This window comes from Corynebacterium nasorum, assembly GCF_032821635.1.
Lineage (GTDB): Bacteria > Actinomycetota > Actinomycetes > Mycobacteriales > Mycobacteriaceae > Corynebacterium > Corynebacterium kefirresidentii.
Window position 1 is genome coordinate 130,021 of the sequence record NZ_JAVBIE010000003.1, and the last position, 23,590, is coordinate 153,610.

19 protein-coding genes are annotated in these 23,590 nt (G+C 57.0%); 12 read left to right on the top strand and 7 right to left on the bottom strand.

Annotated elements, in window-relative coordinates; genetic code table 11:
- The 6 genes from secF to RAE07_RS04025 all read left to right on the top strand — a co-directional run bounded on the left by secF (position 1) and on the right by RAE07_RS04025 (position 8,789).
- Positions 1 to 1,161, top strand: a complete 1,161-nt coding sequence (secF, locus tag RAE07_RS04000; protein WP_023021436.1) for a protein translocase subunit SecF — start codon at positions 1 to 3, stop codon at positions 1,159 to 1,161.
- A gap of 53 nt (positions 1,162 to 1,214) precedes the next feature.
- A complete protein-coding gene (locus RAE07_RS04005) occupies positions 1,215 to 2,882 on the top strand; it encodes an ABC transporter substrate-binding protein (protein WP_316328522.1) in 1,668 nt (555 codons plus the stop codon).
- Between the two features lie 54 nt (positions 2,883 to 2,936).
- Positions 2,937 to 3,482, top strand: coding sequence for an adenine phosphoribosyltransferase (locus RAE07_RS04010; protein WP_023021438.1), 546 nt, complete (start codon positions 2,937 to 2,939; stop codon positions 3,480 to 3,482).
- An 87-nt stretch (positions 3,483 to 3,569) separates the two neighbouring features.
- Positions 3,570 to 5,858 (top strand): RelA/SpoT family protein, encoded by a 2,289-nt coding sequence (locus RAE07_RS04015; RefSeq protein WP_156900699.1) that lies wholly within the window; start codon positions 3,570 to 3,572, stop codon positions 5,856 to 5,858.
- A gap of 188 nt (positions 5,859 to 6,046) precedes the next feature.
- Positions 6,047 to 8,119 (top strand): bifunctional metallophosphatase/5'-nucleotidase, encoded by a 2,073-nt coding sequence (locus RAE07_RS04020; protein WP_317001390.1) that lies wholly within the window; start codon positions 6,047 to 6,049, stop codon positions 8,117 to 8,119.
- A 97-nt stretch (positions 8,120 to 8,216) separates the two neighbouring features.
- Positions 8,217 to 8,789, top strand: a complete 573-nt coding sequence (locus tag RAE07_RS04025) for a DUF421 domain-containing protein (RefSeq protein WP_316328520.1) — start codon at positions 8,217 to 8,219, stop codon at positions 8,787 to 8,789.
- Positions 8,790 to 8,915: 126 nt separating this feature from the next.
- On the opposite strand, the gene RAE07_RS04030 is transcribed toward RAE07_RS04025, so the two are convergent.
- Together RAE07_RS04030 and RAE07_RS04035 are read right to left on the bottom strand one after the other, a co-directional pair.
- The gene (locus RAE07_RS04030; RefSeq protein WP_023021442.1) at positions 8,916 to 9,266 is read right to left on the bottom strand and encodes a hypothetical protein; all 351 of its coding nucleotides are present in this window, start codon (positions 9,264 to 9,266) and stop codon (positions 8,916 to 8,918) included.
- Between the two features lie 353 nt (positions 9,267 to 9,619).
- Complete coding sequence (locus RAE07_RS04035) at positions 9,620 to 10,480, bottom strand: peptidylprolyl isomerase (protein ID WP_200287421.1); 861 nt, start codon at positions 10,478 to 10,480, stop codon at positions 9,620 to 9,622.
- A 142-nt stretch (positions 10,481 to 10,622) separates the two neighbouring features.
- Between RAE07_RS04035 and tpx the strand changes: the two genes are divergently transcribed.
- The 3 genes from tpx to hisS all read left to right on the top strand — a co-directional run bounded on the left by tpx (position 10,623) and on the right by hisS (position 13,135).
- The gene (tpx, locus tag RAE07_RS04040; protein ID WP_200287423.1) at positions 10,623 to 11,120 is read left to right on the top strand and encodes a thiol peroxidase; all 498 of its coding nucleotides are present in this window, start codon (positions 10,623 to 10,625) and stop codon (positions 11,118 to 11,120) included.
- 84 nt (positions 11,121 to 11,204) lie between these two features.
- Positions 11,205 to 11,840, top strand: a complete 636-nt coding sequence (locus tag RAE07_RS04045) for an MBL fold metallo-hydrolase (RefSeq protein ID WP_200287425.1) — start codon at positions 11,205 to 11,207, stop codon at positions 11,838 to 11,840.
- Positions 11,841 to 11,845: 5 nt separating this feature from the next.
- On the top strand, positions 11,846 to 13,135 hold the full coding sequence (hisS, locus tag RAE07_RS04050) for a histidine--tRNA ligase (RefSeq protein ID WP_316328519.1): 1,290 nt from the start codon (positions 11,846 to 11,848) through the stop codon (positions 13,133 to 13,135).
- 26 nt (positions 13,136 to 13,161) lie between these two features.
- Here hisS and RAE07_RS04055 read toward each other — a convergent pair whose 3' ends face one another.
- The 5 genes from RAE07_RS04055 to ypfJ form a co-directional block, all read right to left on the bottom strand.
- A complete protein-coding gene (locus tag RAE07_RS04055; RefSeq protein ID WP_023021447.1) occupies positions 13,162 to 13,737 on the bottom strand; it encodes a TetR/AcrR family transcriptional regulator in 576 nt (191 codons plus the stop codon).
- Between the two features lie 10 nt (positions 13,738 to 13,747).
- Positions 13,748 to 15,157 (bottom strand): L-serine ammonia-lyase, encoded by a 1,410-nt coding sequence (locus RAE07_RS04060; RefSeq protein ID WP_023027859.1) that lies wholly within the window; start codon positions 15,155 to 15,157, stop codon positions 13,748 to 13,750.
- A 177-nt stretch (positions 15,158 to 15,334) separates the two neighbouring features.
- Complete coding sequence (locus RAE07_RS04065) at positions 15,335 to 15,994, bottom strand: FMN reductase (RefSeq protein ID WP_023021449.1); 660 nt, start codon at positions 15,992 to 15,994, stop codon at positions 15,335 to 15,337.
- A gap of 2 nt (positions 15,995 to 15,996) precedes the next feature.
- Positions 15,997 to 17,109, bottom strand: a complete 1,113-nt coding sequence (locus tag RAE07_RS04070) for an LLM class flavin-dependent oxidoreductase (RefSeq protein ID WP_023021450.1) — start codon at positions 17,107 to 17,109, stop codon at positions 15,997 to 15,999.
- A gap of 717 nt (positions 17,110 to 17,826) precedes the next feature.
- Entirely contained in the window at positions 17,827 to 18,705 is an 879-nt protein-coding gene (gene ypfJ, locus RAE07_RS04075) for a KPN_02809 family neutral zinc metallopeptidase (protein WP_239207640.1), read from the bottom strand.
- Between the two features lie 249 nt (positions 18,706 to 18,954).
- Between ypfJ and aspS the strand changes: the two genes are divergently transcribed.
- The 3 genes from aspS to RAE07_RS04090 all read left to right on the top strand — a co-directional run bounded on the left by aspS (position 18,955) and on the right by RAE07_RS04090 (position 23,561).
- Positions 18,955 to 20,787: an aspartate--tRNA ligase gene (aspS, locus tag RAE07_RS04080; RefSeq protein ID WP_023021453.1), complete on the top strand. Its 1,833-nt coding sequence runs from the start codon at positions 18,955 to 18,957 to the stop codon at positions 20,785 to 20,787.
- A 124-nt stretch (positions 20,788 to 20,911) separates the two neighbouring features.
- Entirely contained in the window at positions 20,912 to 22,126 is a 1,215-nt protein-coding gene (locus RAE07_RS04085) for a phosphotransferase (RefSeq protein ID WP_317001392.1), read from the top strand.
- 43 nt (positions 22,127 to 22,169) lie between these two features.
- On the top strand, positions 22,170 to 23,561 hold the full coding sequence (locus RAE07_RS04090; protein WP_316328647.1) for a replication-associated recombination protein A: 1,392 nt from the start codon (positions 22,170 to 22,172) through the stop codon (positions 23,559 to 23,561).
- Positions 23,562 to 23,590 lie beyond the last annotated feature (29 nt).

Consider the following 23,590-nt stretch of genomic DNA (forward strand, 5'->3'; position numbering starts at 1 on the left):
ATGGCTGTTTCGACTAAGCACAAGATTTCCCGAATGGACCGCCTCTACGAGGATGAGCGCGGTTATGACTTCATTGGCCGCACCAAGCTGTGGTACGGCATCACCGCCGCGCTGATCGTGGCGGCCGTGGCCGCAATCCTAATTCGCGGCTTCAGCCTCTCGATTGACTTCGAAGGCGGCACTACGCTGTCCATGCCGGCAGGGGACCTTAAGGAAGAAGAAGTAGGACGCGTCTTTGAAGATTCCAGCGGCGTAGAACCCGAGCAGGTACATATCGTAGGCTCCGGCAACTCCGAGACCTTGGAGATTGTCTCCGAACGCCTCAGCCAAGAAGAGGTGAATGCGGCTCGTACCGCTATCTACGAGGACTTTAAGCCGAAGGATGAAGAAGGTAAGGCCACCCCGGATGCCATCGGTTCGTCCACGGTATCTGAGTCTTGGGGTTCTGCCATTACCCAGCGCATGCTTATCGCCATGCTGGTCTTCTTGGTAGCTGCCACCGTTTATGTGGCCATTCGCTTGCAGAAGAACATGGCTTTTGCCGCTATCATCGCCCTGATTGCAGACGGCGTGATTATTGCCGGCATTTATGCGCTCTTCGGATTCCAGGTTTCCCCTGCTGTCATTATCGGTCTGCTTACCGTCCTGACCTTCTCCATGTATGACTCGGTCATCGTCTTTGACAAGATCAACGAGAACACGGAAGGCCTGGAGGGACAGCGCAAGAAGACCTTTGCTGAGCTGACGAACCTGGCGATTAACCAGACGGTCATGCGCTCGATTTCTACCTCGGTGATTTCTGCGCTGCCGATTATCGCGCTCTTCGTGGTGGCCGTGTGGCTCATGGGCATTGGTACCCTGCGCGATTTGGCACTCATCCAGCTCATCGGTGTGGTTGAGGGTATTTTCTCCTCCATCTTCTTCGCTACGCCATTGGTTGTCACCTTCGCCAATATGTCCAAGAAGACTAAGCGCCACAATAAGCGAGTAGCGGACTACCGTGCTGGTAAGGATGAGAAGGGTGCTGCAGAAGATGACGCACCCGCAGCGGGGCGCACCGTGGTTTCGCCAGTAAGTGCTCAGTCCACCCCGGCTGGCAATGAGGCCGAATCGGCGGAGTCCACCGGACACCCTGGCGCAACGTGGCGGCCAGGCAGGTAACTTCCGGTAGTAAAATTCAGGCGGATCGCTAGCTGAAGTGAGGGCACATAACCATGCTTAAGGAAAAGAGCAGTTCTGGAGGACGTCATAGGGGGAGGCGGGCCCTTGCTTCATGCGTATCCGCACTCGCCCTGGCTGCATCTGCCTGCGGCGGGCAGGGTGGCGAGGATGAGTCTTCGGCTGCGCCCCAGGAACCAGAATCCTATGGATACTTTGGGTACCAGGTAAATTCCCGTCTGGCCACTACCAACGCAGGCACCTCCTTTGGTTCTGCCAGCTCCGCCGGACTGTTGTCCACGCGCCTATATCCTGGCCTTTTCGTACCTGGTCCCGCGGGCGAATTGATCCCCAATGCAGACCTAGTAGAAACGGAAGAGCTCCCGCCCGCTGAGGGCAGCGACCAGCGCAGCGTCCAGCTGACCTTGGCCGAGGATGCCGTCTTTTCCGATGGCACTCCCGTGACCTGTGATGATTACTATTTGACTTACGTTGCCGGCACCCATCCGGCTGAATTCGCCTCCCATATGCCGCTGATGAATGACATTGCGAATTTCAGCTGCGAACCCCACAGCAAATCGTTTACGTTGACCTTTAATAAGGATCAGGGGCAGCGCTGGCGCCATATGTTTGGCGCCGGAACGGTCATGCCCGCCCATGCGCTGGCAGAAAAGGCTGGGTTGAGCCTTGAGGAGCTTAATGCGGCGCTGGCAGCCGAAGATATGCAGGCGCTAGATCCAGTTGCTCAGGCATGGCGGTATGGCTTTTCCGTGGCAAAGGATCAACTCGATCCAAAACTGCAAGTGTCTTTTGGCCCCTATGTCATCGACAAGATAGGCGATGAGGGCGAGGTTATCCTCAAAGCGAACGAAAAATACTTTGGGGATGCGCCAGCCGAGGACCACGTTGTGGTGTGGCCAGCGGATGCTGACGCGCACAAGCTGGTAGATAAGGGGGCACTGCGCGTGGTCGACGCCGCCAATGCAACCCCTGACTGGCTTGACCGGAATCAAAGTGAGTCAGGGGAGGACTCCTATGAAGCTACCCCAATGGTAGGCGAGCTAACGGATACGCTGACGCTGTCTGAGGCTGGGGTATTCGCCGAGCCGTGGGCGCGCGAGAGCTTCGCTGCGTGCGTCGATCAGCAGGCGGTGGCTCAGGCAAGCTCCGCGGCCTCTGGCGTAGAGGTGCCACCGGCTTATGTGCGCACCGTTTCCGTCACCAACCCGGTTGCCGGCGGCCTCGACAAAGTGGGCAAGGAGCACCAGGGTACCGATCTGGCGCAGGCGGGGAATCTGAATGGAACGACCATCAAGGTCGGCTACTTAGGACCGGATAAGCGTTACGCAGCTATGGTGGAACAGCTCCGTGCATCCTGTGAGCCGGCCGGAATCACCATCGAGGATGCGTCTGCGGAGTTTATGTCTCAGCACTACCTGGAAATGGATCCAGAAACCTGGGCACCTACCGTCGACGCTTTCCTTGGACCGGTAGATCCTCAGACGGAGTACTCCGCGGTCGAAGCTAGTATGAAAAACTCTGCGGAGCTTAAGAAGACAGAAGAAGCTTTGTGGAAGGATATTCCGTCCATTCCGCTCTCCGCGCAGCCGCGTGTCTTCCTCGTCCGCCGCGACGTGGAAGGTGTCCTGCCGTACACTGGCGTCTCGGGCATCGGTTGGAATATGGATCGCTGGCGTAGCACCGCTCCAACCGAAAAGAAGTAGGACCCGCAACAGCGGCCGTTAACGACCTCTCGCAATTATTTCTCAAGGAAGATTATGAGTTCGCACTACGAATCAGCAGCACAGGCTCTCAAGGATAAGGTTCGCCTCGTTCAAGACTTCCCAGAGGAGGGTATCCTCTTCGAAGATCTCACCCCAGTTTTGGCAGACCCAGAGGCTTTTCGCACCGTCGTAGACGGCTTAGCGGCCGCCTGCGAGGAACTGGGCGCGGAAATGATCGGTGGCCTAGATGCCCGTGGCTTCCTCCTCGGCTCGGCCGTGGCCTACAAGATGGGCCTGGGTATCCTAGCCATCCGCAAGAAGGGCAAGCTTCCTCCTCCGGTATACACCGAGGAATACGAGCTGGAATACGGCTCGGCGGCGCTGGAGATTCCGGCCAGCGGCGTCGACATCAAGGGCAAGCGCGTAGTGCTTGTCGACGACGTCCTAGCCACCGGTGGCACCCTCCATGGTGCGAAACTTCTGCTCGAGTCTGCGGGTGCCGAGGTTGCCGGCAACGTCGTTGTGCTGGAAGTCAAAGGCCTCAATGGGCGTGAGCGTTTATCCGGCCCGCCGCTCATTGTGCTAAATGCCACAGACTAAGATGAAGTGTCTAAGCTAGATCCCACGATCTAGACGAATATGAGGCCAATATGGCCCGTGGCACTGTGAAGGGCGGTAGAAATGGCCATGGATAAACCCGTAAAGCGCCAGACCGGCGGCGGTATGCGTAGCATGTCGGCTCGCCTTGCCCGTTCGCTCACAGGCGGCCGAGTCAGGGTGAATCCGGTGCTGGACCCGCTGATGTCCATCCACCGCAAGTTTCACCCTAAGGCCGACTCAGACCTGCTCAATCGTGCTTATAACACCGCCGAGCGTCTGCATGAAGGGGTTTTCCGCAAATCTGGAGAACCTTATATCACCCACCCACTTGCCGTTGCTACGATCGCTGCGGAAATTGGTATGGACACCACCACCATCGTGGCAGCGCTCTTGCACGATACGGTGGAGGATACGGACTACTCCTTAGACGACCTCACCAGGGATTTCGGCCCCGAGGTGGCCCGGCTGGTTGACGGTGTGACGAAGTTGGATAAGGTGGCGCTGGGCTCGGCCGCAGAGGCGGAAACCATCCGCAAGATGATCGTAGCCATGGCCACTGACCCGCGCGTCTTGGTCATTAAGGTCAGCGACCGCCTGCACAATATGCGTACGATGCGGTTCCTCCCGCCCGAAAAGCAGGCCAAAAAGGCGCGCCAAACCCTCGAGGTTATCGCTCCATTAGCTCACCGCTTAGGCATGGCCAGTGTGAAGTGGGAGCTGGAGGACCTATCCTTTGCCATCCTGTACCCCAAAAAGTACGACGAGATTGTGCGCATGGTGGCAGACCGCGCCCCCTCGCGTGACCGCGCGCTCAAAGAGATCATTAGCCAAGTTAGTGCGGCATTGAAGGAAAACGGCATTGAAGCTGAGGTTATGGGCCGGCCAAAGCACTACTGGTCCATCTACCAAAAGATGATCGTACGTGGCCGCGACTTTGCAGAGATTTTTGACCTAGTGGGTATCCGCATCCTAGTAGAGGATGTCAATAGCTGTTATGCCGCAATTGGCGTGGTTCACTCGATCTACCAAGCTCTGCCCGGGCGCTTTAAGGACTATATTTCTTCGCCGCGATTCGGCGTCTATCAATCGCTGCACACCACAGTGCTAGGCGATGGTGGTGCCACGCTGGAGGTCCAGGTACGCACCCACGAGATGCACTACAATGCCGAATTCGGCGTGGCCGCTCACTGGCGCTACAAGGAAACCAAGGGCAAAAACTCGGGCCACCAAGAAGAAGTGGACCAGATGGCGTGGATGCGCCAACTTCTGGACTGGCAGAAGGAAGCAGCTGACCCTAATGAGTTCCTAGACTCCTTGCGCTATGACCTTACCGCTAAGCAAATCTTTGCCTTTACCCCTAAGGGTGACGTAGTAAATCTGCCCGCAGGTTCTACTCCGGTGGACTTTGCCTATGCAGTACATACCGAAGTGGGGCATAGGTGTATCGGTGCCAAGGTCAATGGCAAGCTGGTAGCACTGGAATCGAAGCTAAAATCCGGTGACAAGGTTGAGATCTTTACTTCTAAAGACCCTAACGCAGGCCCGTCCCGTGATTGGCAGGACTTTCTGGTATCTGCACGCGCTAAGACCAAGGTACGGCAGTGGTTTGCCAAAGAGCGCCGCGAAGAACATTTGGAGGCAGGGCGAGATGCCCTAGCCACTGAGGTCCAGCGAGGCGGCCTGCCGATGCACCGCCTGTTTACCGCCAGATCTATGAAGCAGGTGGCGGAGCAGCTGCACCACGCTGATGTCGATTCGCTGTATACCGCCATCGGCGCGGGCCAAGTATCTGCGCAACATGTTGCCAATCAATTGGTTGCCATGTTTGGGGACCAGGACGATGCAATTGACACTTTGGCCTCGCGCACGCCGCTGTCTGAGATTGAAAATTCCCGTGCCCAGCACACCGAGGACTCCGCATCGGGCACCGGCATCTTGGTGGAGGGCAGCCCTGATGTAATGGCCAAGCTCGCCAAATGCTGCCAGCCTGTACCAGGCGATACCATCTTTGGTTTCGTAACCCGAGGCGGCGGAGTATCAGTGCACCGAGCCGACTGCACCAACGCGGAAAAGCTCAAAGCAGAACCCGAGCGCATGCTAGAGGTGGCCTGGTCTTCTGGGACCTCCGCTACCGGTGCTTTCTCTGCGACGTTGCAATTGGAAGCCCTTGACCGGCAAGGCCTTCTTTCAGAGCTCACCCGCGTTATGAGTGATGAGAACATCAACGTTTTGACTATGAACTCCAACCGGGGAGATGACCACATTGCGACGGTTAGGTTTACGTTCTCGGTGTCAGACACCAAGCAGCTGGGCACGTTAATGACGACCTTGCGCAATACGGAAGGCGTCTTCGACGTTTACCGAGTAACTGCTTAGCGCGCTTTCTCCTTACCCTCAAGGAGGGGCGGGGCAAGCAACGCGAAGGCTTCGGGCTGGTTACCAGTGTATGAATTTTCGGCTTCTGCCAGGTAAATCCCCAGCAAGCGAGCTTAGTTTCTCCTGCCAAGTTGTTAGTAAAGCGATATAAATTATCCTGTTGCTTTCTACAATCTAGGAGTATTTCAATGCAGTTTCGCCGCATCGGCCAACTTGTGGCCGCCACTACCGTATCCGCTGTAGCTCTCTCCGGCGCGCAGGCGGTCGCACAAGAAAACAAGACCACCATCTCTGTCACCAATATCACCGATATTCACGGTCACTTGGAGGACAAGATCGGCGACCCAGCAAAGGCCGGCGATGAAATTGGCGTGGCTCGTTTGCAGTCCCTAATCAAGCAGGTGAATGAAGGTCAGGAATTCAACCTGACTTCTTCGGGCGATAACGTAGGCGGCTCTGCCTTTGTATCTGCAATTTCTGATGACAAGTACACCCTTGAGGCTCTCAATCAGATGGGCATGAAGGTATCCGCAGTGGGCAACCACGAGTTTGATAAGGGCACCGAGGATCTAACCGAGCGCATTCAGCCGAACTCCACGTATCCCATCTTGGGTGCCAACGTGCTGAAAGACGGCAAGCCCTTGCTTAAGCCTTCTCACGTTGAAGACGTGGACGGCGTCAAGGTGGGCTATGTCGGAACCGTGACGGAAAATACCAAGTACAAGGTATCTGCGGCCAAGATCCCGGGCGTTACCTTCACGGATCCAGTAAAGGCAACCAATGAAGAGGCCGCCCGGCTAAAGGAGTCCGGCGAAGCGGACGTTGTTGTCGCCCTTTTCCACGAGGATGCCCAAGAATATGCCGAGGGCTTCAGTAAAGACGTAGACGTGCTTTTCGGCGGCGATACTCACCAGCGCACCAAGGGCGAAGTCCCGCGCGAAGGTGCACTCCCGTTGCAATGGGCGCAGGGGCATGAGTATGGCAAGTTGCTTAACGACGTCGACATTACCTTTGACAAGTCCGCCAAGAAGGTAACCGACATCAAACTCAGCCAGTACGATGCTACCGACGCTACCGCTGTCGAGCCGGACGCTGGCATTGCAGCTGTGGTGGAAAAGGCACAAAAGGAAGCCGAGGTAGAAGGCTCCAAGACTGCAGGAAACGTCAAGCAGGACCTGTTCCGTGGCTCTGACAAAGGCGCAGAGGCAGGCTCCAACCGTGGCGTAGAATCCACCCTCAATAACTTCATCGCAGATGGCCAACGCTATGCCATGAGCAAGCAGGTAGGTAAGGATATCGAGATCGGTGTCATGAACGCCGGTGGTGTGCGTGCTGACCTGAAGGGTGGCGACGTTACCTACAAGGACATCTTTGAGGTGCAGCCGTTTGGTAACTCCGTGATTACCGCAAAGATTTCCGGCGAGGAGTTCATCAATGCTTTGGAAAACCAGTGGCAGGAAGGCAGCCGTCCGCGCTTGGCCATGGGGCTTTCCAATAATGTGCAGGTGGTCTACGACCAGAAGGCCAATAAGGGTGAGCGGGTAAAGTCCGTGACCATCAACGGCGAACAGATTGACCCGAAGAAGGATTATTCCATCGCGTTGTCGTCCTTCCTTGCTTCTAGTGACGAAGAAGCCGGCGGCGATGGCTATTTCAACGCTGGTTCCATCAAGGACAAAAACGATGTGGGCTACATGGACACTCAGGCCATGATTGACTACATCAAGTCGGGTGAATCTGAGGTCCGCACCGGACAAGGTCAAATCGGTGCCCACGTTGAAGGTGAGGTGAAGCCGGGTAAGGAAATTACCGTCAATCTGTCTAGCCTTAATTACTCCACCGAGGGTGAGCCGATTGCCAAGAAGGCAACCGTGAAGTTGGGTGACGCTGAGCAGACCGTCGACATCGACAACGCTGCCCAGGAAGGCGATGCGCAATTTGGCGAGCGCGGACGTGCAACGGTAAAGCTCACCGTTCCAGAAAACCTCAGCGGCAAGCAAAACCTCGAAATCACCACCGATGCCGGCACGAAGGCAACTCTGCCTATCGAGGTAAGCGGCGAGGGCTCCCAGGAGCCGGGTGCTAAGCCCGAGCCGAAGGATTCCTCCTTGTCCTCTAACGGTTCTTCCATGGGCAGCGCAGTATTTGCCATTGTTGCGGCGCTGGTAGCTGGTGTTGCGGTTGTGGGTATGAACCCGCAGATTCTTCCTGCCCCAGCGCGCAAGATGATTGAGGACCTGCGCAAGCAATTCCACCTCTAAGCCATCACGGCGCTAGGCGGAGCGGTTCTTCCTGAACGGGGGAGTATCGCTCCGCCTTTTCTGTATGCCGTGCAGCAGCCAGGTAACCTAATCAACCGTGGATACTCTAGACCTCTTCCTGCGCGAACTTACCTATCAACTAGGCATTGAATGGCACCGTATCCCCGTTGTCGTGTTGGCCACTTTGGGCATTTATCTATCCTTCATGATCCTAGTGAAGATATTTGGCTCCCGGGTCCTTACTTCCATGACGGCCTCAGATGCCATCATCATCATTATGTTCGGCGCGGTTGCAGGCCGTGTCATTGTGGGTAATCCACCGACCCTGGCCGCCGGCGTAATCGGCTTGACTACTCTGATGGCTCTAGAGGCCGCGTTCGGTACTATCCGCAAAGTGGTGAAGTGGACTCGCTTTCTTGACCGGCGCCCAGTTCTCCTAGTATTTCGCGGGAAAATGGTTGAGGATAACTTGACCCTGGCGCATATTACTAAGTCAGATATCTATTCTGCTGCCCGCAAGGCAGGCATTAGCCGCATGCAGGACGTACAGATTATGATCCTGGAGCCCACGGGTCATATCTCTGTCATCAGGGTCGGTCAAACGATCGATCCAGAGCTTTTCAAAGACCTCGTAGGGTCCGAGTACATTGAAGACGCCAAAGAGTCCTAGATGCATCCCTAAGCCTGGAAAGCTCAAGCGTCGGTCAGTTCTTCCGATTGCTCAAAAGCCTATGAAAAAGCCGCTGCATTCCCTTTTGGAATGCAGCGGCTTAAGAATCGCTATGAAGCGGTGACCTTACTTGTTGCCGAAAGGCAGGTCGAGGTACTTATTTGCGAAGGCGAACAGGGTGCCCAGAGCGCCGATGACGGCGGTAACAACGCCGATCCAAGCCTTGATGTCTTCTGCCTTCTCCTTGGAAGTGCGGGTGTCTTCCTTCTTCTTGGAGTCGTCAGCGTTGGAGTTGGACTCGCCGTCCTTTTCAGAAGCGTAGTTGTTGCCGTCGGAGGACATACCTTCGAAAGTGTTGGTGATGCGGGAGGACAGTTCGTTGGTGGTGTCCTCAGCGTTTGCAACGGTGGTGCCTGCGAAAGCGACGGACAGAGCGGTTGCGCCGGCAACGAGTGCCTTGCGGGAGAAAAGCTTCATGTTTGATTCCTAACAAGCTTGGTGCGTTCAAAGACGTTTCAAATACTAGACAGGCTGACAGGCTTCCGCAACAGTATTGGCAGGTCTCTGTTTACTCGCTGAAATATCTGAAAGTCTGCTGTGTGCTGCAAGTTTACTCTTGTGGCTAGTGTGAACTAGGGGAATTTTAGAGGCTTAGTGTTTCTGCAGCTAAGGGCTCATATTCAGGCTCAGGTTAAATTAAGGAAAGTAAAAGCCCCGGCGCGTCCGTACGTTGTGAAAGTGACGAATGCGCGGGGCTTAACCCTTGCCCCCGTTAGGGGGTGTGCGGTGGTGGCAGGGGGAGGCGTCGCCAAGCAGGGCTTTTAAAGCGCCTAGGCCTTGACGGTTGCCTTCTTGATCTTGACTTCCTTTGCTGGCTTGCCGTCTGGCTGGCCGCCTTCGACACCGTTCTTGGCAATCTTGTCCATCGTCTTCATACCTTCATCGGTAATGGTGGCGAAGTAGGTGTAGTTCGGGGTCAACTCGGAATCGTCATAGTTGAGGAAGAACTGAGAACCATTGGTGTCTGGACCGCTATTTGCCATGGCGACGGAGCCGCGCGGGTAGATAACGGGGTTCTGGGCATCCTTCTCATCCACCTCGTCGGTGGGGTACTCATCAGCGAAGCTGAAGCCAGGGCCGCCGGAACCGGAACCGGTCGGATCGCCACACTGCAAGACGTTGAGACCACCCGAGGTCATACGGTGGCAAACGGTGTTGTCGTAGTAGCCAGACTTTGCCAACTCAGAAATTGCGTTGGTGGCACACGGCGCCTTGGCACGATCCATCTCCATCTCAATGGTGCCCTGAGAAGTCTCAAAGGAAACGGTAACGGTGCCCTTGGTGGAAATATCCTTTCCATTCGGCTTAGTCGCACCATTGGAATCTTGACCGGTGTCCTCGTACTTACAGGTCACGGTATCCGGCAGAGCCTTTGCACGCTTATCTGCAACGGGCTGTGCCTGTGGGGTTTGCTGCGAGGTCTCAGCTGCGGAGGACTCCTCAGCCTGTACCTTCTCATCGTCGCCTTCGCGGGTCGACAAGTAGTAAATACCGCCTACCAGGGCGAGGATTACTACGAGGGACGCGAAGACAACGCCCAGCGGGCGTGTCTTTTGCTTGCGTTCGCGGGATTTTAGCTCGCGCTCGAGCTTGCTCAGCGCCTCTTCGCCGCGCTTTTTATTATTTGGCACCGGGAGTCAACCTTTCTAGCGATTTTCGGTGGCATGATTCAACCTGACCGAGTTTAGCGGTTCCATACTTCGAAGAAAGCGTGGGCACGTAAATCGGGCTAGTCAATGGCTATTGAGCCAAGTCATAAGTACTCTGGTTTCTATGGTTGAACCAGATTTTATCGACCCGCCAACACCCACCGTTGGTGAACTTCCCGCAGTGGGAGACCCGCTGCCCGAATTCGAACTCATCGGTACGGACCTGAGTCAGATTAACAATGAGACTTTCGCGGGCACGCGCCTTATTATCTCCATCTTTCCCTCTATCGAAACCCCTTCCTGCCAGGAGCAACTGCGCCGTTTCCATGAGCAGGTTGCGCAGCTAGATAACACTAAGCTTCTTTGCGTTTCTCGTGACTTGCCTTTTACCCTCAAGCGTTTTTGCGCTGCGGAAGGCATTGCTGATGTCATCGCCGCCTCCGCATTTCGATCGGATTTTGGAGAGAAGTTCGGCGTGACCGTACGCGATTCCGTATTGGAAGGCCTCCTTGCCCGCTCCGTGGTCGTGGCCGATGAAAATCACCGGGTGATGCACACACAAATGGTTCCAGGTGTTGTCACCCAGCTTGACTACGAGAAGGTGTGGGATGTTTTGAGCTAGGCCTCACGGCGTTGCTGGTCGAGGTTCATCTACGAAGACGGGGCCGGACGGCTCTTTATTATCTGGGCAGCTAGGGTGGTGGGTATGGAAATTTTCGGTTTTACTGCCGGTCCCTTTCAGACCAATACCTATGTGATTGCGGAGGGCCGTCGCGCCTTTATCGTCGATCCCGGCATGGATGCGATGGAAAAAGTCCTAGAGCATGACTTGGACTATGAGGCTATCGTGCTTACCCACGGCCACATTGACCACACCCGCGACGCCGGATCCCTTGCCGAAAAGCTCGATATCCCTGTTTATATCCACCCCGCTGACAAGTTTATGCTCGCCAGCGGCGAAGGTGTTTCGCCCCAGGCACAGGAGCTTTTCGACGCCGCCCATATGACCCCCATCAACGACGTGCGCGAGCTACAAGACGGAGCAACCCTAGAACTCCTCGGCCACACCTTCAGCTTGAAGCACGCACCCGGGCATTCTCCGGGATGCACCATGATCGTCGCTGAGGACTTTGCCTTAACTGGTGATGTGCTCTTTGCCGGTGCCATTGGTCGCACCGACCTACCTCACTCGGATCCCAAAGCCATGCAGAAGTCCCTCGCGGGACCAGTATGGAGTTTGGCGGATAACCTCGACATTCTGCCCGGCCATGGTCCCACCACAACCATGCGTAAGGAGAGGGCGACCAATCCCTTCTTCGCTACATTGAGGGAGGTACTGTAATACCCGTGAGTAATAAAAAGCAGTTTCAGGCCCTGTCCGCTCCTAAAGGTGTCCCAGACTATTTCCCACCGCAGTCGGCCGCATTCTATAAGGTGCGCCAGACCATGGTGGAGCAGGCACATCTCTCCGGCTTCCAGCACATTGAGCTGCCCATTTTTGAAGACACCGCACTCTTTGCTCGTGGCGTAGGCGAGTCCACCGACGTGGTATCTAAAGAGATGTACACCTTCGCCGATCGCGGTGACCGCTCCGTTACTTTGCGCCCAGAGGGCACCGCCGGCGTGATGCGTTCTGTCATCGAGCACAACTTGGACCGTCGCCAACTGCCCGTGAAGCTTAACTATTTTGGTCCGTTCTTCCGCTACGAACGCCCGCAAGCCGGCCGCTACCGCCAGCTCCAGCAGGTGGGCGTGGAGGCAATTGGTGTCGACGATCCCGCGCTAGACGCCGAGGTCATTGCTTTGGCAGACCGTTCCTTCCGCGCGCTGGGGCTCAGCGGCTTCCGCCTCGAGCTCACCAGCTTAGGCGATCGCAATTGCCGCCCGGCTTACCGGGAGAAGCTGCAGGAGTTCCTCTTTAAGCTCGATTTGGATGAAGAGACCCGCCACCGTGCTGAGATCAATCCTCTGCGTGTGCTGGATGATAAGCGTCCGGAGGTCCAAGAGCAGCTTGTCGATGCCCCCTTGATGCTCGACCACCTTAATGCGGAATGCCGCGAGCATTTCGAGACCGTAACCGGCATGTTGGATGATATGGGCGTAGCTTATGAGATTAATCCGCGCATGGTGCGCGGACTGGATTACTACACTAAGACCTGCTTCGAGTTCGTCCACGACGGCCTTGGTGCGCAGTCAGGTATCGGTGGCGGTGGACGCTACGACGGACTGATGGCCCAGCTAGGAGGCCAAGACCTATCCGGCATCGGCTATGGCTTGGGCGTCGACCGCGCCCTGCTGGCTCTTGAAGCCGAGGGCATCACCCTAGAAGGCGTAGATTCTCGCGTGGACGTCTTTGGCGTGGCGCTGGGTGCCTCTGCAAAGCGCACCATGACCACTCTTATCAATGATCTCCGCAAAGCCGGCATTTCCGCGGATATGTCTTTTGGAGACCGTGGCCTCAAGGGCGCGATGAAGGGTGCGGACCGCGCAGGTGCGCGCTTCGCTCTGGTACTGGGCGAGCAGGAGCTAGAAAACGGCACCGTTGCGCTCAAGGACCTAGCCGCGCACGAGCAGCACGACGTCAATGTCTCTGACCTAGTTTCCGTCCTTACACGCGAAATGCACGGCGAGGCTTAAGTTTCTGTAGCTGGTGGGCATCGCGCTTAGGCGCGGTGCCCTCTTTTAATGCCCGCCAGGTAAAGATCAATAATCTTTTCTTGCAGGTCGGGTTGGTAGGCCTCAACATCGACCTCGCGGGGCCGCGCCAGACTCAGGAGTCCCACAATGAATTCGAGGTGGGTGACTCCGGGTCCGATCTCGCCGTGCTGTTGCCCAAGCTCAATAAACCTGCGCCCATTGCTCTCCAAGAGATCACGCTGAGCGGTTAGCTCGGGGCTCAGAGAATCCAAATCCTGGGGGATGAAGGCAGGGATAAGGGTATTAAGCTCCATGGTAAGGATATGGGTGGCATAGGCGCGGACATAATCATTGCCGGAATGCTTAGGATCCTCAAAGTCAGCGATGAGACGCTGTTGGAACCTCGCAAAGGCATCGCCCATATATTCTGCGCAAGCGCGGATAAGGCTCGCGCGGTTAGGGAAGTTGCGATAGACGGTGGCTACACTCACCCCGGCCTGTGCGGCTACCTTATCCAAAGCGACATTATCGCCGTGGGATCGGAATAACTGACACGCCGCGGCAATAATAGCTGTGCGGCGGTGAAGGGCATCTGCGCGCATGGAGTCTGTTTTAGCACTCCACCTGGGACACACTAAAGCCCATGGTCTTAGCCAATCCGCCCAGGGAGGTTTCCTTGTATTTGGAGAGCATATCGCGGCCGGTCTCTGCCATAGTTTGCACTGCATTATCCAAGGTCACATGATGAGTGCCTTCGCCCATCTTGGCCATGCGTGCGGCATTGATGGATTTAACCGCACCGATCGCATTGCGTTCGATGCACGGAATCTGCACCAATCCGCCAACTGGGTCGCAGGTCAGGCCCAAGTTATGCTCCAATGCGATCTCCGCGGCATTTTCTACCTGCGCCGGAGTAGCGCCGAGCAGCTCTGCCATACCCGCAGCGGCCATAGCGGAGGCGGAACCTACCTCGCCTTGGCAGCCCACCTCAGCTCCCGAGATGGACGCATTTTCTTTGATGATCATGCCGATAGCACCGGCGGTCAATAGGTAGCGCCGGGCGGTAGAACGGGTGAAGTCTGCGCGGAAATCGCGCGCGTAATGCAGTACCGCTGGAATGATGCCGCACGCACCATTGGTCGGTGCGGTAATGACGCGGCCACCGGCCGCGTTTTGCTCATTGACTGCGAGGGCATAGAGGTTAACCCACTCCATGGCGGAGAAACCGCAGCTGGTGTCATCCTGATTTTCCAGCAACTGGGCGTACATCTTTGGGGCGCGACGCGGCACACGCAACCCTCCCGGTAGTAGGCCCTTGGTGGAAATACCTTCGGTCACACACTCCCGCATGATGTCCCAGACCAGATCAAGGTGCCGCAAAACGAATTCGGCGCCGCCCTCGTCACGGTGCAAGGCTTCTTCGTTGGCTAGCACAATCTCCCAGATTGCCTTGTCATGAGCCTCGCACAGATTGAGCAATTCTTCGCCCGTGGTGAAATGATAAGGAACGGTGTCATCAACCTGCGCTGCGGCTACGCCAGCGGGCACCTCATTGCTTTCGGCGACTTCTGCATCAAGCTCGGAGCGAGAGAGAATAAAGCCGCCGCCGACAGAAAAGTACTCTTCTTTTTCTGCGATGAGGTTGCCACTTTCGTCCCAAGCACTAAAAATCATGCCATTGGGGTGTTGAGGAAGTGGCTCGTTATCAAAGACGATCTCATAGTCCACCGTGCCGCGGGGGCCAGAAATGGATCCTTCACTGGGGATAAATCCACCTGCGTGCGGCTCGGCGTCGATAGGCACGCTCAGTGGATCCCAGCCAGCGAGACCGAGGATGACCGCGCGGTCAGAGGCATGCCCGCGGCCAGTGGCGGAAAGAGAACCACGCAACTCGGTATACACCTTCGCCGGGTGCTTCTCGAGGGAATCGAGGAATTGCTTAGCCGCGCGCATAGGCCCAACGGTGTGCGAAGAGGACGGGCCGATGCCGATGGAGAAGATGTCCGTGACGCTAATTGTCATAGTTAAGCTGTGCCGAACCTTTCTGGGTGGATATGTGTTTGGCTCCTAGGGGCTTTTCTCGTATCAAGGGGCAAAGCCGGAAGCGAGGGGAGAGGCAAATTTTCTGTGCCCAGCGTAGCGAAAGTCACACCTTCTATCAATCGCCGCCTATGCGAAGTACAGACCGCGGCCTGTGGCCTAGTCGCCGTATCCATTCAGGAGCTTTCCCAAGGGGATGAAGTTCTCCTTGGCTAGCCGCACAGTAGAACGGCCACCCAACCCCTCCAGCTCGCCAGCGATTCCAGACACCCTGTCCCTGGGGGCAACCATTTGGTCAGCTAGCTGAATGGCAGAGCGTTCAATGCGGGTGACAATGCGTTCTCCTTCTGGAGTGCCCAAGTCTTCCGCAGCCTGAAAAACTCCCGTTGGCACGATATTTGCGTGGAGTTGATTAAACAGTGGGCGAAGCGCGTAATCCAAAATTAGGGAGTGGCGCGAAGAACCAGCTGTAGCTGCGATAATGGTGGGAAGATCGTCTAGTGCATGGGGCTTCAAGGTATCAAAGAACATCTTGAAGAGGCCTGAGTAGCTTCCCTGAAATACAGGGGTGACGGCAATAAGTCCATCGGCCTGAGCAATGCACTCTTGGGCCCGGGCCAACTCCGGCGTCGACGCAGTCCGATCTGTCATGGCAGTAGCTAGTTCGAAAGCCAGATCGCGAATCTCAATGACGTCGATCTGGGTCCCTTCACCGCGCGCGGAGATTTTGGCGCGGGTAGCCTCTGCAAGCATGTCTGCCAGCCGGCGAGAGGAAGACGGTTGCGATAAGCCAGCTGAAATAACGAGTAGGGAGCGCATAACTAGTGTTCCTTTCCAGGGCTGACCTGCAGGTGAGAAGAATTGGGCTCAGCGAGCAAGCTAGCGTGCGTCGGCGGGTGAGAAGGAACGTGGCTGGGACGGCGTTGTTCAAAGCGTCGTCGCAGCTCGGGGACTACTTGGGTGCCAAGGATTTCTATCTGCTCGAGGACTACTTCTTGCGGTAGCCCGGCATGATCGATGAGGAAAAGCTGACGCTGGTAGTCCCCGGCCCAGTCAGCAAAACTGAGGGTCTTTTCAATTACTTGCTCCACGGTGCCAACGGTCAATGGGGTCTGGGCCGTGAATTCTTCGAGGCTGGGGCCGTGTCCATAGACCGGGGCATTGTCGAAGTAGGGGCGGAAGAAATCTTTAGCCTCTTGCTCGGTATCGCCGATAAAGACCTGGCCACCAAGGCCTACAATCGCTTGGTCCGCTTGGCCGTGGCCGTAGCTTGCAAAACGACGGCGGTAGAGATCTACCATCTGAGCAGTGTGTTCCTTATTCCAAAAGATATTGTTATGGAAGAAACCATCGCCGTAATAAGCAGCTTGCTCGGCAATTTGCGGCGAACGAATTGAGCCGTGCCAGACAAAGGGTGGAATTCCATCCAGCGGCGCCGGGGTGGCGGTAAACCCTTCCAAGCCTGTGCGGAACTTTCCTTGCCAATTAACAACTGGCTCGCGCCAGAGCCTGCGCAGCAGGTGATAATTTTCAATAGCCAAGGAAATGCCCTGCTGGATATCCTTGCCAAACCACGGATAGACCGGGCCCGTATTTCCGCGGCCCAGCATGAGGTCTACTCGTCCTTGTGCAAGGTGCTGCAGGAAGGCATAGTCCTCTGCGATCTTGACCGGGTCATTTGTAGTAATAAGAGTCGTTGCAGTCGAGAGCTGCAAGCGCTTAGTCTGCGCGGCGATATAGGCCAAGTGCGTGGTAGGTGAGGACGGCACGAAGGGCGGGTTGTGGTGCTCGCCGGTGGCAAAGACATCAAGGCCTACCTCCTCGGCCTTGAGTGCAATCTCCGTTAAGTTGCGGATGCGCTCGGCCTCAGAGGGAGTTTTTCCTGAGTTGGGGTCAGTGGTTAAATCCCCGATACTGAAGATGCCGAATTGCATGGTTACCTTTCTCTGCGGTGCCCAGGGGTAAAAGACGCAGTGTGAACGGCTGGCGAATCATTCCCATTCTAGGGCATCCATTAGTACCGGTAGGTCCGCCGGTGCAACCAACCACAGCGGAGTCTCATTTACTTTGCCGTGTTCTGTGATGACGGCTGCGCACGGGCGGTTCCCCAGGCTATCGGTTTCTGATGGGCAATCCATCGGTTCCTGCACACTTACCGTGCGGGCCAGAAAGATGGCGCGATCGCTGGGCTCTTGATACCTCGCTCTATCCGCACTGTCGGCGGCATCGAGTTTGTGCTTATCGCTGAAATCCGCGGCGACCCATCGATGCGGCTGCAGGACGCGAAGGGTCTCGGGAGGGGACACCACTATGTCCCGGAGGGTGGAAATCTGCTGTACCACTGCTGCGTGCGGCTGAGCGATGAGCTCTGATTTGTAATAGCGGGCGTGGGAAAGGAGTTCTTTGCGTTCACAATGGAGCGCAGGGTTTTAAGGTCATGAAAGCGACCAAGAATGCACTAGCTCGGTGAATGGTGATAGGTGCCAGTGTGGAGAAAGGTGGAAAGGGAGGGCGTCGCCAAGCGCGGAGTGCTTGCAGCGCCCTGGGATAGGGATAAGAAAATCCGCTAGCCCCGGCACAGTCGGTATGGCTAGCGGAGGTGGCGAGTCGGTCTTGGCTCTTAGAGGATAGGCGGCGGCCAAAAGTAGTTTTTAGCCGCGGTAAGCGCCGCGCTCCAAGGTGTCGCACTGGGACATCTTGCCGGAGTTATAGCCAGCGAGGAATGCCTTCTCGCGTTGTTCAGAAGAGCCATGGGTCCAGGAGTCAGGCTGGACCTGGCCGCCGGAACGGCGTTGAATATTGTCATCGCCCACCGCTTGGGCAGCGGCGACAGCATCCGAGACCTGTTCTTTGGTAATGGGCTCTAGCAAGGGGTTGTCACCCTTGTCGGCGTAGGAGGCCCACAGCCCGGCGTAGCAGTCAGCCTGCAGCTCGATCTTTACGGCGTTGGAATCGGCGCCGGGGTTGTTATAGTCCGACAAGCCGAGGGTGCCCTCCAGGTTTTGAATGTGGTGGCCAAACTCGTGGGCCACGATGTACATGCGGGCCAAAGGGGCATTTTCCGCGCCGAAATTGCGCAGGGAATCAAAGAACTCGGTATCGAAGTAGGCGGACTCATCGCGTGGGCAATAGAAGGGGCCGGTAGAAGAGGATGCCGCGCCGCATCCGGTATTAACGCCACCGTGGAAGACCACGCGCTCCGGTTCGGTGTATTGGATATTTGCCTGTTCTGGCAGCACCTTGGACCAAACGTTGTCCACGCTGCGGCCGGTGAACTCTACCAGGCATTCATCTTTGGTATTGCCATCTTCTGCAGTTTTGCATTCTGGGCTATCGCCCTGCGCGGCGCCATCGGACTGAGACTGTTCGTTGCCTAAAATCGCGCCCAAGTCTGAGGGGTTACCGCCAAGTAGGAAGAAAAGGCCAAGCAAAACAATCGAGCCGACGCCACCGCCGATGGCGATGCCACCGCCGCCGCCACCGGAACGAGCTTCCTTGCCGCCGAAATCGGCACCAGATCTAAAAGTCATGTCTAAATAGTGCCACATGGCCCCCTTAAAACACAGGATGAAGATGGGTACACAAGGGGGCAAGGAAACAGGGGGAGGAAGCTACCTTTTCCGCTTTCGGGGCGGTGCTGCGTCTACCTTACTACGCTGCATGTACCGGTAGGGATGTAGGATTGTGCACGTTCCTAGTCTTGTGCTTGGTTTGGCGCGCGCTGTTTACGCGTGGCGGGACCCGCAAGTGACACAATTTTCAGAAGGGATTGAACAACAGTGCTGCGTACCCACTTAGCTGGTGAGCTCCGCAAAGAACTCGCAGGAGAGACCGTCACCCTAACCGGTTGGGTTTCCCGCCGCCGCGATCACGGTGGTGTGATATTCATTGACCTGCGCGATCGCTCTGGCATCGCCCAGGTTGTCTTCCGTGAATCTGACGTGGCAGAACGCGCCCACGACCTGCGCTCCGAATACTGCGTGAAGGTTACCGGTACCGTAGAGCCACGCCCGGAAGGCTCTGAGAACCCCAACCTGCCGTCCGGCGAGATTGAGGTCAATGTCGCGGATCTCGAGGTGCTCAATAAATCTGCAGCGCTGCCGTTCCAGGTTGATGATCCTTCGACCTCGGGTGAGGTAGGCGAGGAGACTCGCTTGAAGTACCGCTACTTGGACCTGCGCCGTGAGCGCCAGGCGAAGGCCCTGCGCCTGCGTTCTGCTGCTAACCGTGCAGCCCGCAAGGTGCTGGATTCTCATGACTTTGCAGAAATTGAGACTCCGACCTTGACTCGTTCCACCCCGGAGGGTGCGCGTGACTTCCTGGTGCCGGCGCGCTTGAAGCCAGGCACGTGGTACGCACTGCCACAGTCCCCGCAGCTGTTCAAGCAGCTGCTCATGGTCGCTGGCATGGAGCGCTATTACCAGATTGCTCGTTGCTACCGCGATGAGGATTTCCGCGCCGACCGCCAGCCGGAGTTTACGCAGCTGGACGTGGAGATGTCCTTTGTAGACCAGGACGATGTCATCGCCTTGGCAGAAGAGATCGTTACCGAGCTGTGGAAGCTCATTGGCTACGAGATTAAGACTCCTATCCCGCGTATGACCTACGCTGATGCGATGAAGTACTACGGCTCTGATAAGCCAGACCTGCGCTTCGACATCAAGATTGTAGAGTGCACCGAGTTCTTTAAGGACACCACCTTCCGCGTCTTCCAGAATGAATACGTGGGCGCTGTGGTTATGGAGGGCGGCGCCTCCCAGCCGCGCCGTCAGTTTGATGCTTGGCAGGACTGGGCTAAGCAGCGCGGTGCGAAGGGCTTGGCTTATATCACCGTGGGTGAGGACGGCACATTGGGCGGCCCGGTAGCTAAGAACATTACCGACGCCGAGCGCGAGGGCATCGCCGAGCACGTCGGCGCCAAGCCAGGCGATGCCATCTTCTTTGCCGCTGGCGACACCAAGTCTTCACGTGCCCTGCTGGGTGCTGCGCGCGGCGAGATTGCAAAGAAGCTGGACCTTATCAAGGAAGGCGACTGGGCCTTTACGTGGGTTGTTGATGCCCCGCTCTTCGAGCCTTCTGCCGATGCAACCGCTTCCGGTGACGTCGCTTTGGGTCACTCCAAGTGGACCGCGGTCCACCATGCCTTCACCTCCCCGAAGCCGGAGTGGATTGATTCCTTTGACCAGAACCCGGGCGAGGCTACCGCCTACGCTTATGACATTGTCTGCAACGGCAATGAGATTGGCGGCGGTTCCATCCGTATCCACCAGGAAGACGTGCAAAAGCGCGTCTTTGATGTCATGGGAATTGGGGACGAGGAAGCTCAGGAGAAGTTTGGCTTCCTGCTCGATGCCTTCTCTTATGGCGCCCCGCCACACGGCGGCATCGCCTTTGGCTGGGACCGCATTGTCTCCCTGCTGGGCGGCTTCGACTCCATCCGCGACGTCATTGCGTTCCCGAAGTCCGGCGGCGGCGTAGACCCGCTTACCGACGCCCCTGCGCCAATCCCTGCCGCACAGCGCAAGGAAACCGGCGTAGACTACAAGCCGGAAAAGAAGAAGGAACAGGACAAGGCCGGTTCCACTGCGGGAGAGACTGCTGAGGAGAAATAAGCAGATAGCTTGAACCTCAGCCGCTGAGGCACACCGTGCGGGGCACATCGTAGGCCGTGGCCATTTTCGCTGCGGGCGAACTTGTGGCCCCGCTTTGGTGTGAGGGGGCATACTGGATAGAACTATGGATGAAAACGATACTGTGCTATCGCCCGAGGACGTCATCAAGGCCGCCTCGGAGATGTTGTCGCGCCGTTTTGGTGGCACCCCGGAGATGTCGAGCGTAGAGCGCTTGGATGGCTCCGGCAATGCAATGGTCTTGCGCGCAAGGATTGCCCCCGGCGCCTTCCTGCCTCACCGTTCGGTAGTCATTAAATACAACCCGGTTACAGGCTATGGCGTTGATGATGCCGCAATGCTGCGTGAGGTTGTGGCTTATCAATTTACTACCGCGCTATCTGAAGATGTGCGCCCCGGCCCGGTGCTCCTCGCCCATGATTTAGATAAGCGCATTATCGTTTTGACGGACTTGGGAGAGGGCGAAACGCTTGCCGATGTCCTGGTTCAGTCCACCGATGCCGACCGCGTCCGAGTGCTGCGCTCGCTGGGCAGCGCACTGGGCCACATGCATGCGGGGACCGCCGGGCATGAGCAGGATTATGAAACCTTGCTTAGCCGCATGTTGCGCAAGAACCCGGAATTGGCCCCGCACCAATCCGTGCGTGATGAGGCATTGGAAGGCTCCATCGGAATCGGCCTTGATTTGCTGGATACGGCGGGGCTCGAAGCCCCCGAAAGCTTCCGTGAGCTAGCTAGTCAAGCAGCCAGGTCTTTGGCCTCCGGCAAGGACCGGGCCTTTACCCCCTTTGACCTTTCTCCAGATAATATTATCGTCTCGCAGCACCTGCACTTCTTGGATTATGAATGGGCGGGGTTCCGCAATGTAGGCTTCGACGTGGCCTGCGTTATTGCCGGTTTCCCACAATTCCTCTTCTCTAAGCCGATTACGGACGAGGAGGCAGATATTTTTATCTCCGCCTGGTCTCGTGCGGTAGCAGACGTGTGGCCGTTGTTTTTTGATCCGGAAGAGATCCATGGACTCATCGTGGCTTCACTTATCGGCTGGGCGCTGTCGAGCGTGACCACCATGCAAGCAGGCGGCATTGAAGGGCTGGTGGCCTTGGTCAGGGGAGAAGCCGAGGTCTTCCACGATCCGCAGCATTCGATCTTGCGCCCGGCCGATCACGGGCCGTTTACGGAAGATGAATTGCTGGTACGCCGCGATCTGTACGAAACCTTTGAGGCGCTGTCGCGCTATGCCGCGCGCTGCGACGGCCCCGCCTGCGCACCCATCGCAGAGTTTGGCAGCGCAATTGCGCGTCGCTTGGATGATGAATAGATAACTTTGATGTGCCCGCACACTGCTAGGAGGTAGGTTTTTAGTGTCTCAAGACTCACTCTTTGGCGGGCCCACTCCCGGGGACAATGCCGCGTCTTTGCCTGGGAAGAACCTCTTTGCCACCCACGCAGGATCGCCGCTGGCGGCGCGCATGCGCCCGCAGAGCTTGGATGAAGTGGTCGGACAAGACCACCTTTTGGCTCCTGGCAAGCCATTGCGCCGCCTAGTGGAAGGCTCAGGGGAGGCCTCTGTCATTTTGTATGGCCCGCCAGGTACTGGCAAGACCACGATTGCCTCTCTTATTGCGAGCCAGATGGGGCAGAATTTTGTGGGTCTATCCGCGCTCGATTCGGGCGTGAAGCAGGTCCGCGAGGTCATCACCCACGCCCGGCAAGAGCTCATTCACGGGCGCCGGACGGTGCTTTTTATCGATGAGGTACATCGATTTTCTAAACCCCAGCAGGATGCGCTGCTCGCGGCCGTGGAAAACCGCACGGTACTGCTCGTGGCGGCGACGACGGAAAATCCCTCATTTTCCGTTGTGGCGCCGCTCCTGTCGCGCTCGCTGCTTTTGCAGCTGCATTCGCTAAGCGACGACGACCTAAGGGGCGTCGCCAAGCGCGCGCTAGAAAGCGATCGAGGCTTGGGCGAGCGCAAGATTCGGATCACCGATGAGGCCTTGGAACAGTTAGTTCTTCTGGCCGGCGGCGATGCGCGGCGCACATTGACCTACCTGGAGGCGGCGGCCGAGGCGGTCGACGACGGCGGGGAAATTACCGCACAGACGGTCACGGATAACGTCAATAAGGCGGTGGTGCGCTATGACCGTGACGGCGACCAACACTACGATGTGGTCTCTGCGTTTATTAAATCCATTCGTGGTTCCGATGTTGATGCTGCGCTGCACTATCTAGCCCGCATGGTGGAAGCAGGAGAGGATCCGCGCTTTATAGCGCGCAGGCTCATAGTGCATGCCTCCGAAGACATCGGTATGGCCGATCCCACTGCGCTCCAGGTAGCAGTGGCGGCGGCCGAGGCCGCACAGCTCATCGGAATGCCGGAGGCGAGAATCCCCTTGGCGCAGGCCACCATCCATCTGGCCACCGCGCCGAAGTCTCCATCGGTTATCTCCGCCATCACGCAGGCCCAGGCAGATGTGGCCGCCGGCAAGGTGGGCCACGTGCCGGCGCATCTGCGCGATGGACACTACGAGGGCGCAAAGCGGATGGGAAATGCCGTGGGCTATGTTTACCCCCACGATGATCCCCGCGGCGTAGTAGAACAACAGTACCTGCCCGATGAGTTGGAAGGCTCCGTATATTATGAACCTACCGATCATGGAGCTGAAAAGCGCGTTTATGACTATATAGGCCGCTTGCGCAGCATAATTCGCGGCAAGCGTTCTCCCGGTAAAAACGCTCGCCGGCCGCGCTGATACCTACCCAAGGGAAATTGCGGTGCGGC

What these genes read in the sequence shown, in the direction of transcription:
- secF (WP_023021436.1), top strand. Translation starts at nt 1, where the DNA reads ATGGCTGTTTCGACTAAGCACAAGATTTCCCGAATGGACCGCCTCTAC.
- RAE07_RS04005 (WP_316328522.1), top strand. Translation starts at nt 1,215, where the DNA reads ATGCTTAAGGAAAAGAGCAGTTCTGGAGGACGTCATAGGGGGAGGCGG.
- RAE07_RS04010 (WP_023021438.1), top strand. Translation starts at nt 2,937, where the DNA reads ATGAGTTCGCACTACGAATCAGCAGCACAGGCTCTCAAGGATAAGGTT.
- RAE07_RS04015 (WP_156900699.1), top strand. Translation starts at nt 3,570, where the DNA reads ATGGATAAACCCGTAAAGCGCCAGACCGGCGGCGGTATGCGTAGCATG.
- RAE07_RS04020 (WP_317001390.1), top strand. Translation starts at nt 6,047, where the DNA reads ATGCAGTTTCGCCGCATCGGCCAACTTGTGGCCGCCACTACCGTATCC.
- RAE07_RS04030 (WP_023021442.1), bottom strand. Translation starts at nt 9,266, where the DNA reads ATGAAGCTTTTCTCCCGCAAGGCACTCGTTGCCGGCGCAACCGCTCTG.
- tpx (WP_200287423.1), top strand. Translation starts at nt 10,623, where the DNA reads ATGGTTGAACCAGATTTTATCGACCCGCCAACACCCACCGTTGGTGAA.
- RAE07_RS04045 (WP_200287425.1), top strand. Translation starts at nt 11,205, where the DNA reads ATGGAAATTTTCGGTTTTACTGCCGGTCCCTTTCAGACCAATACCTAT.
- RAE07_RS04055 (WP_023021447.1), bottom strand. Translation starts at nt 13,737, where the DNA reads ATGCGCGCAGATGCCCTTCACCGCCGCACAGCTATTATTGCCGCGGCG.
- RAE07_RS04060 (WP_023027859.1), bottom strand. Translation starts at nt 15,157, where the DNA reads ATGACAATTAGCGTCACGGACATCTTCTCCATCGGCATCGGCCCGTCC.
- RAE07_RS04065 (WP_023021449.1), bottom strand. Translation starts at nt 15,994, where the DNA reads ATGCGCTCCCTACTCGTTATTTCAGCTGGCTTATCGCAACCGTCTTCC.
- RAE07_RS04070 (WP_023021450.1), bottom strand. Translation starts at nt 17,109, where the DNA reads ATGCAATTCGGCATCTTCAGTATCGGGGATTTAACCACTGACCCCAAC.
- ypfJ (WP_239207640.1), bottom strand. Translation starts at nt 18,705, where the DNA reads ATGACTTTTAGATCTGGTGCCGATTTCGGCGGCAAGGAAGCTCGTTCC.
- RAE07_RS04085 (WP_317001392.1), top strand. Translation starts at nt 20,912, where the DNA reads ATGGATGAAAACGATACTGTGCTATCGCCCGAGGACGTCATCAAGGCC.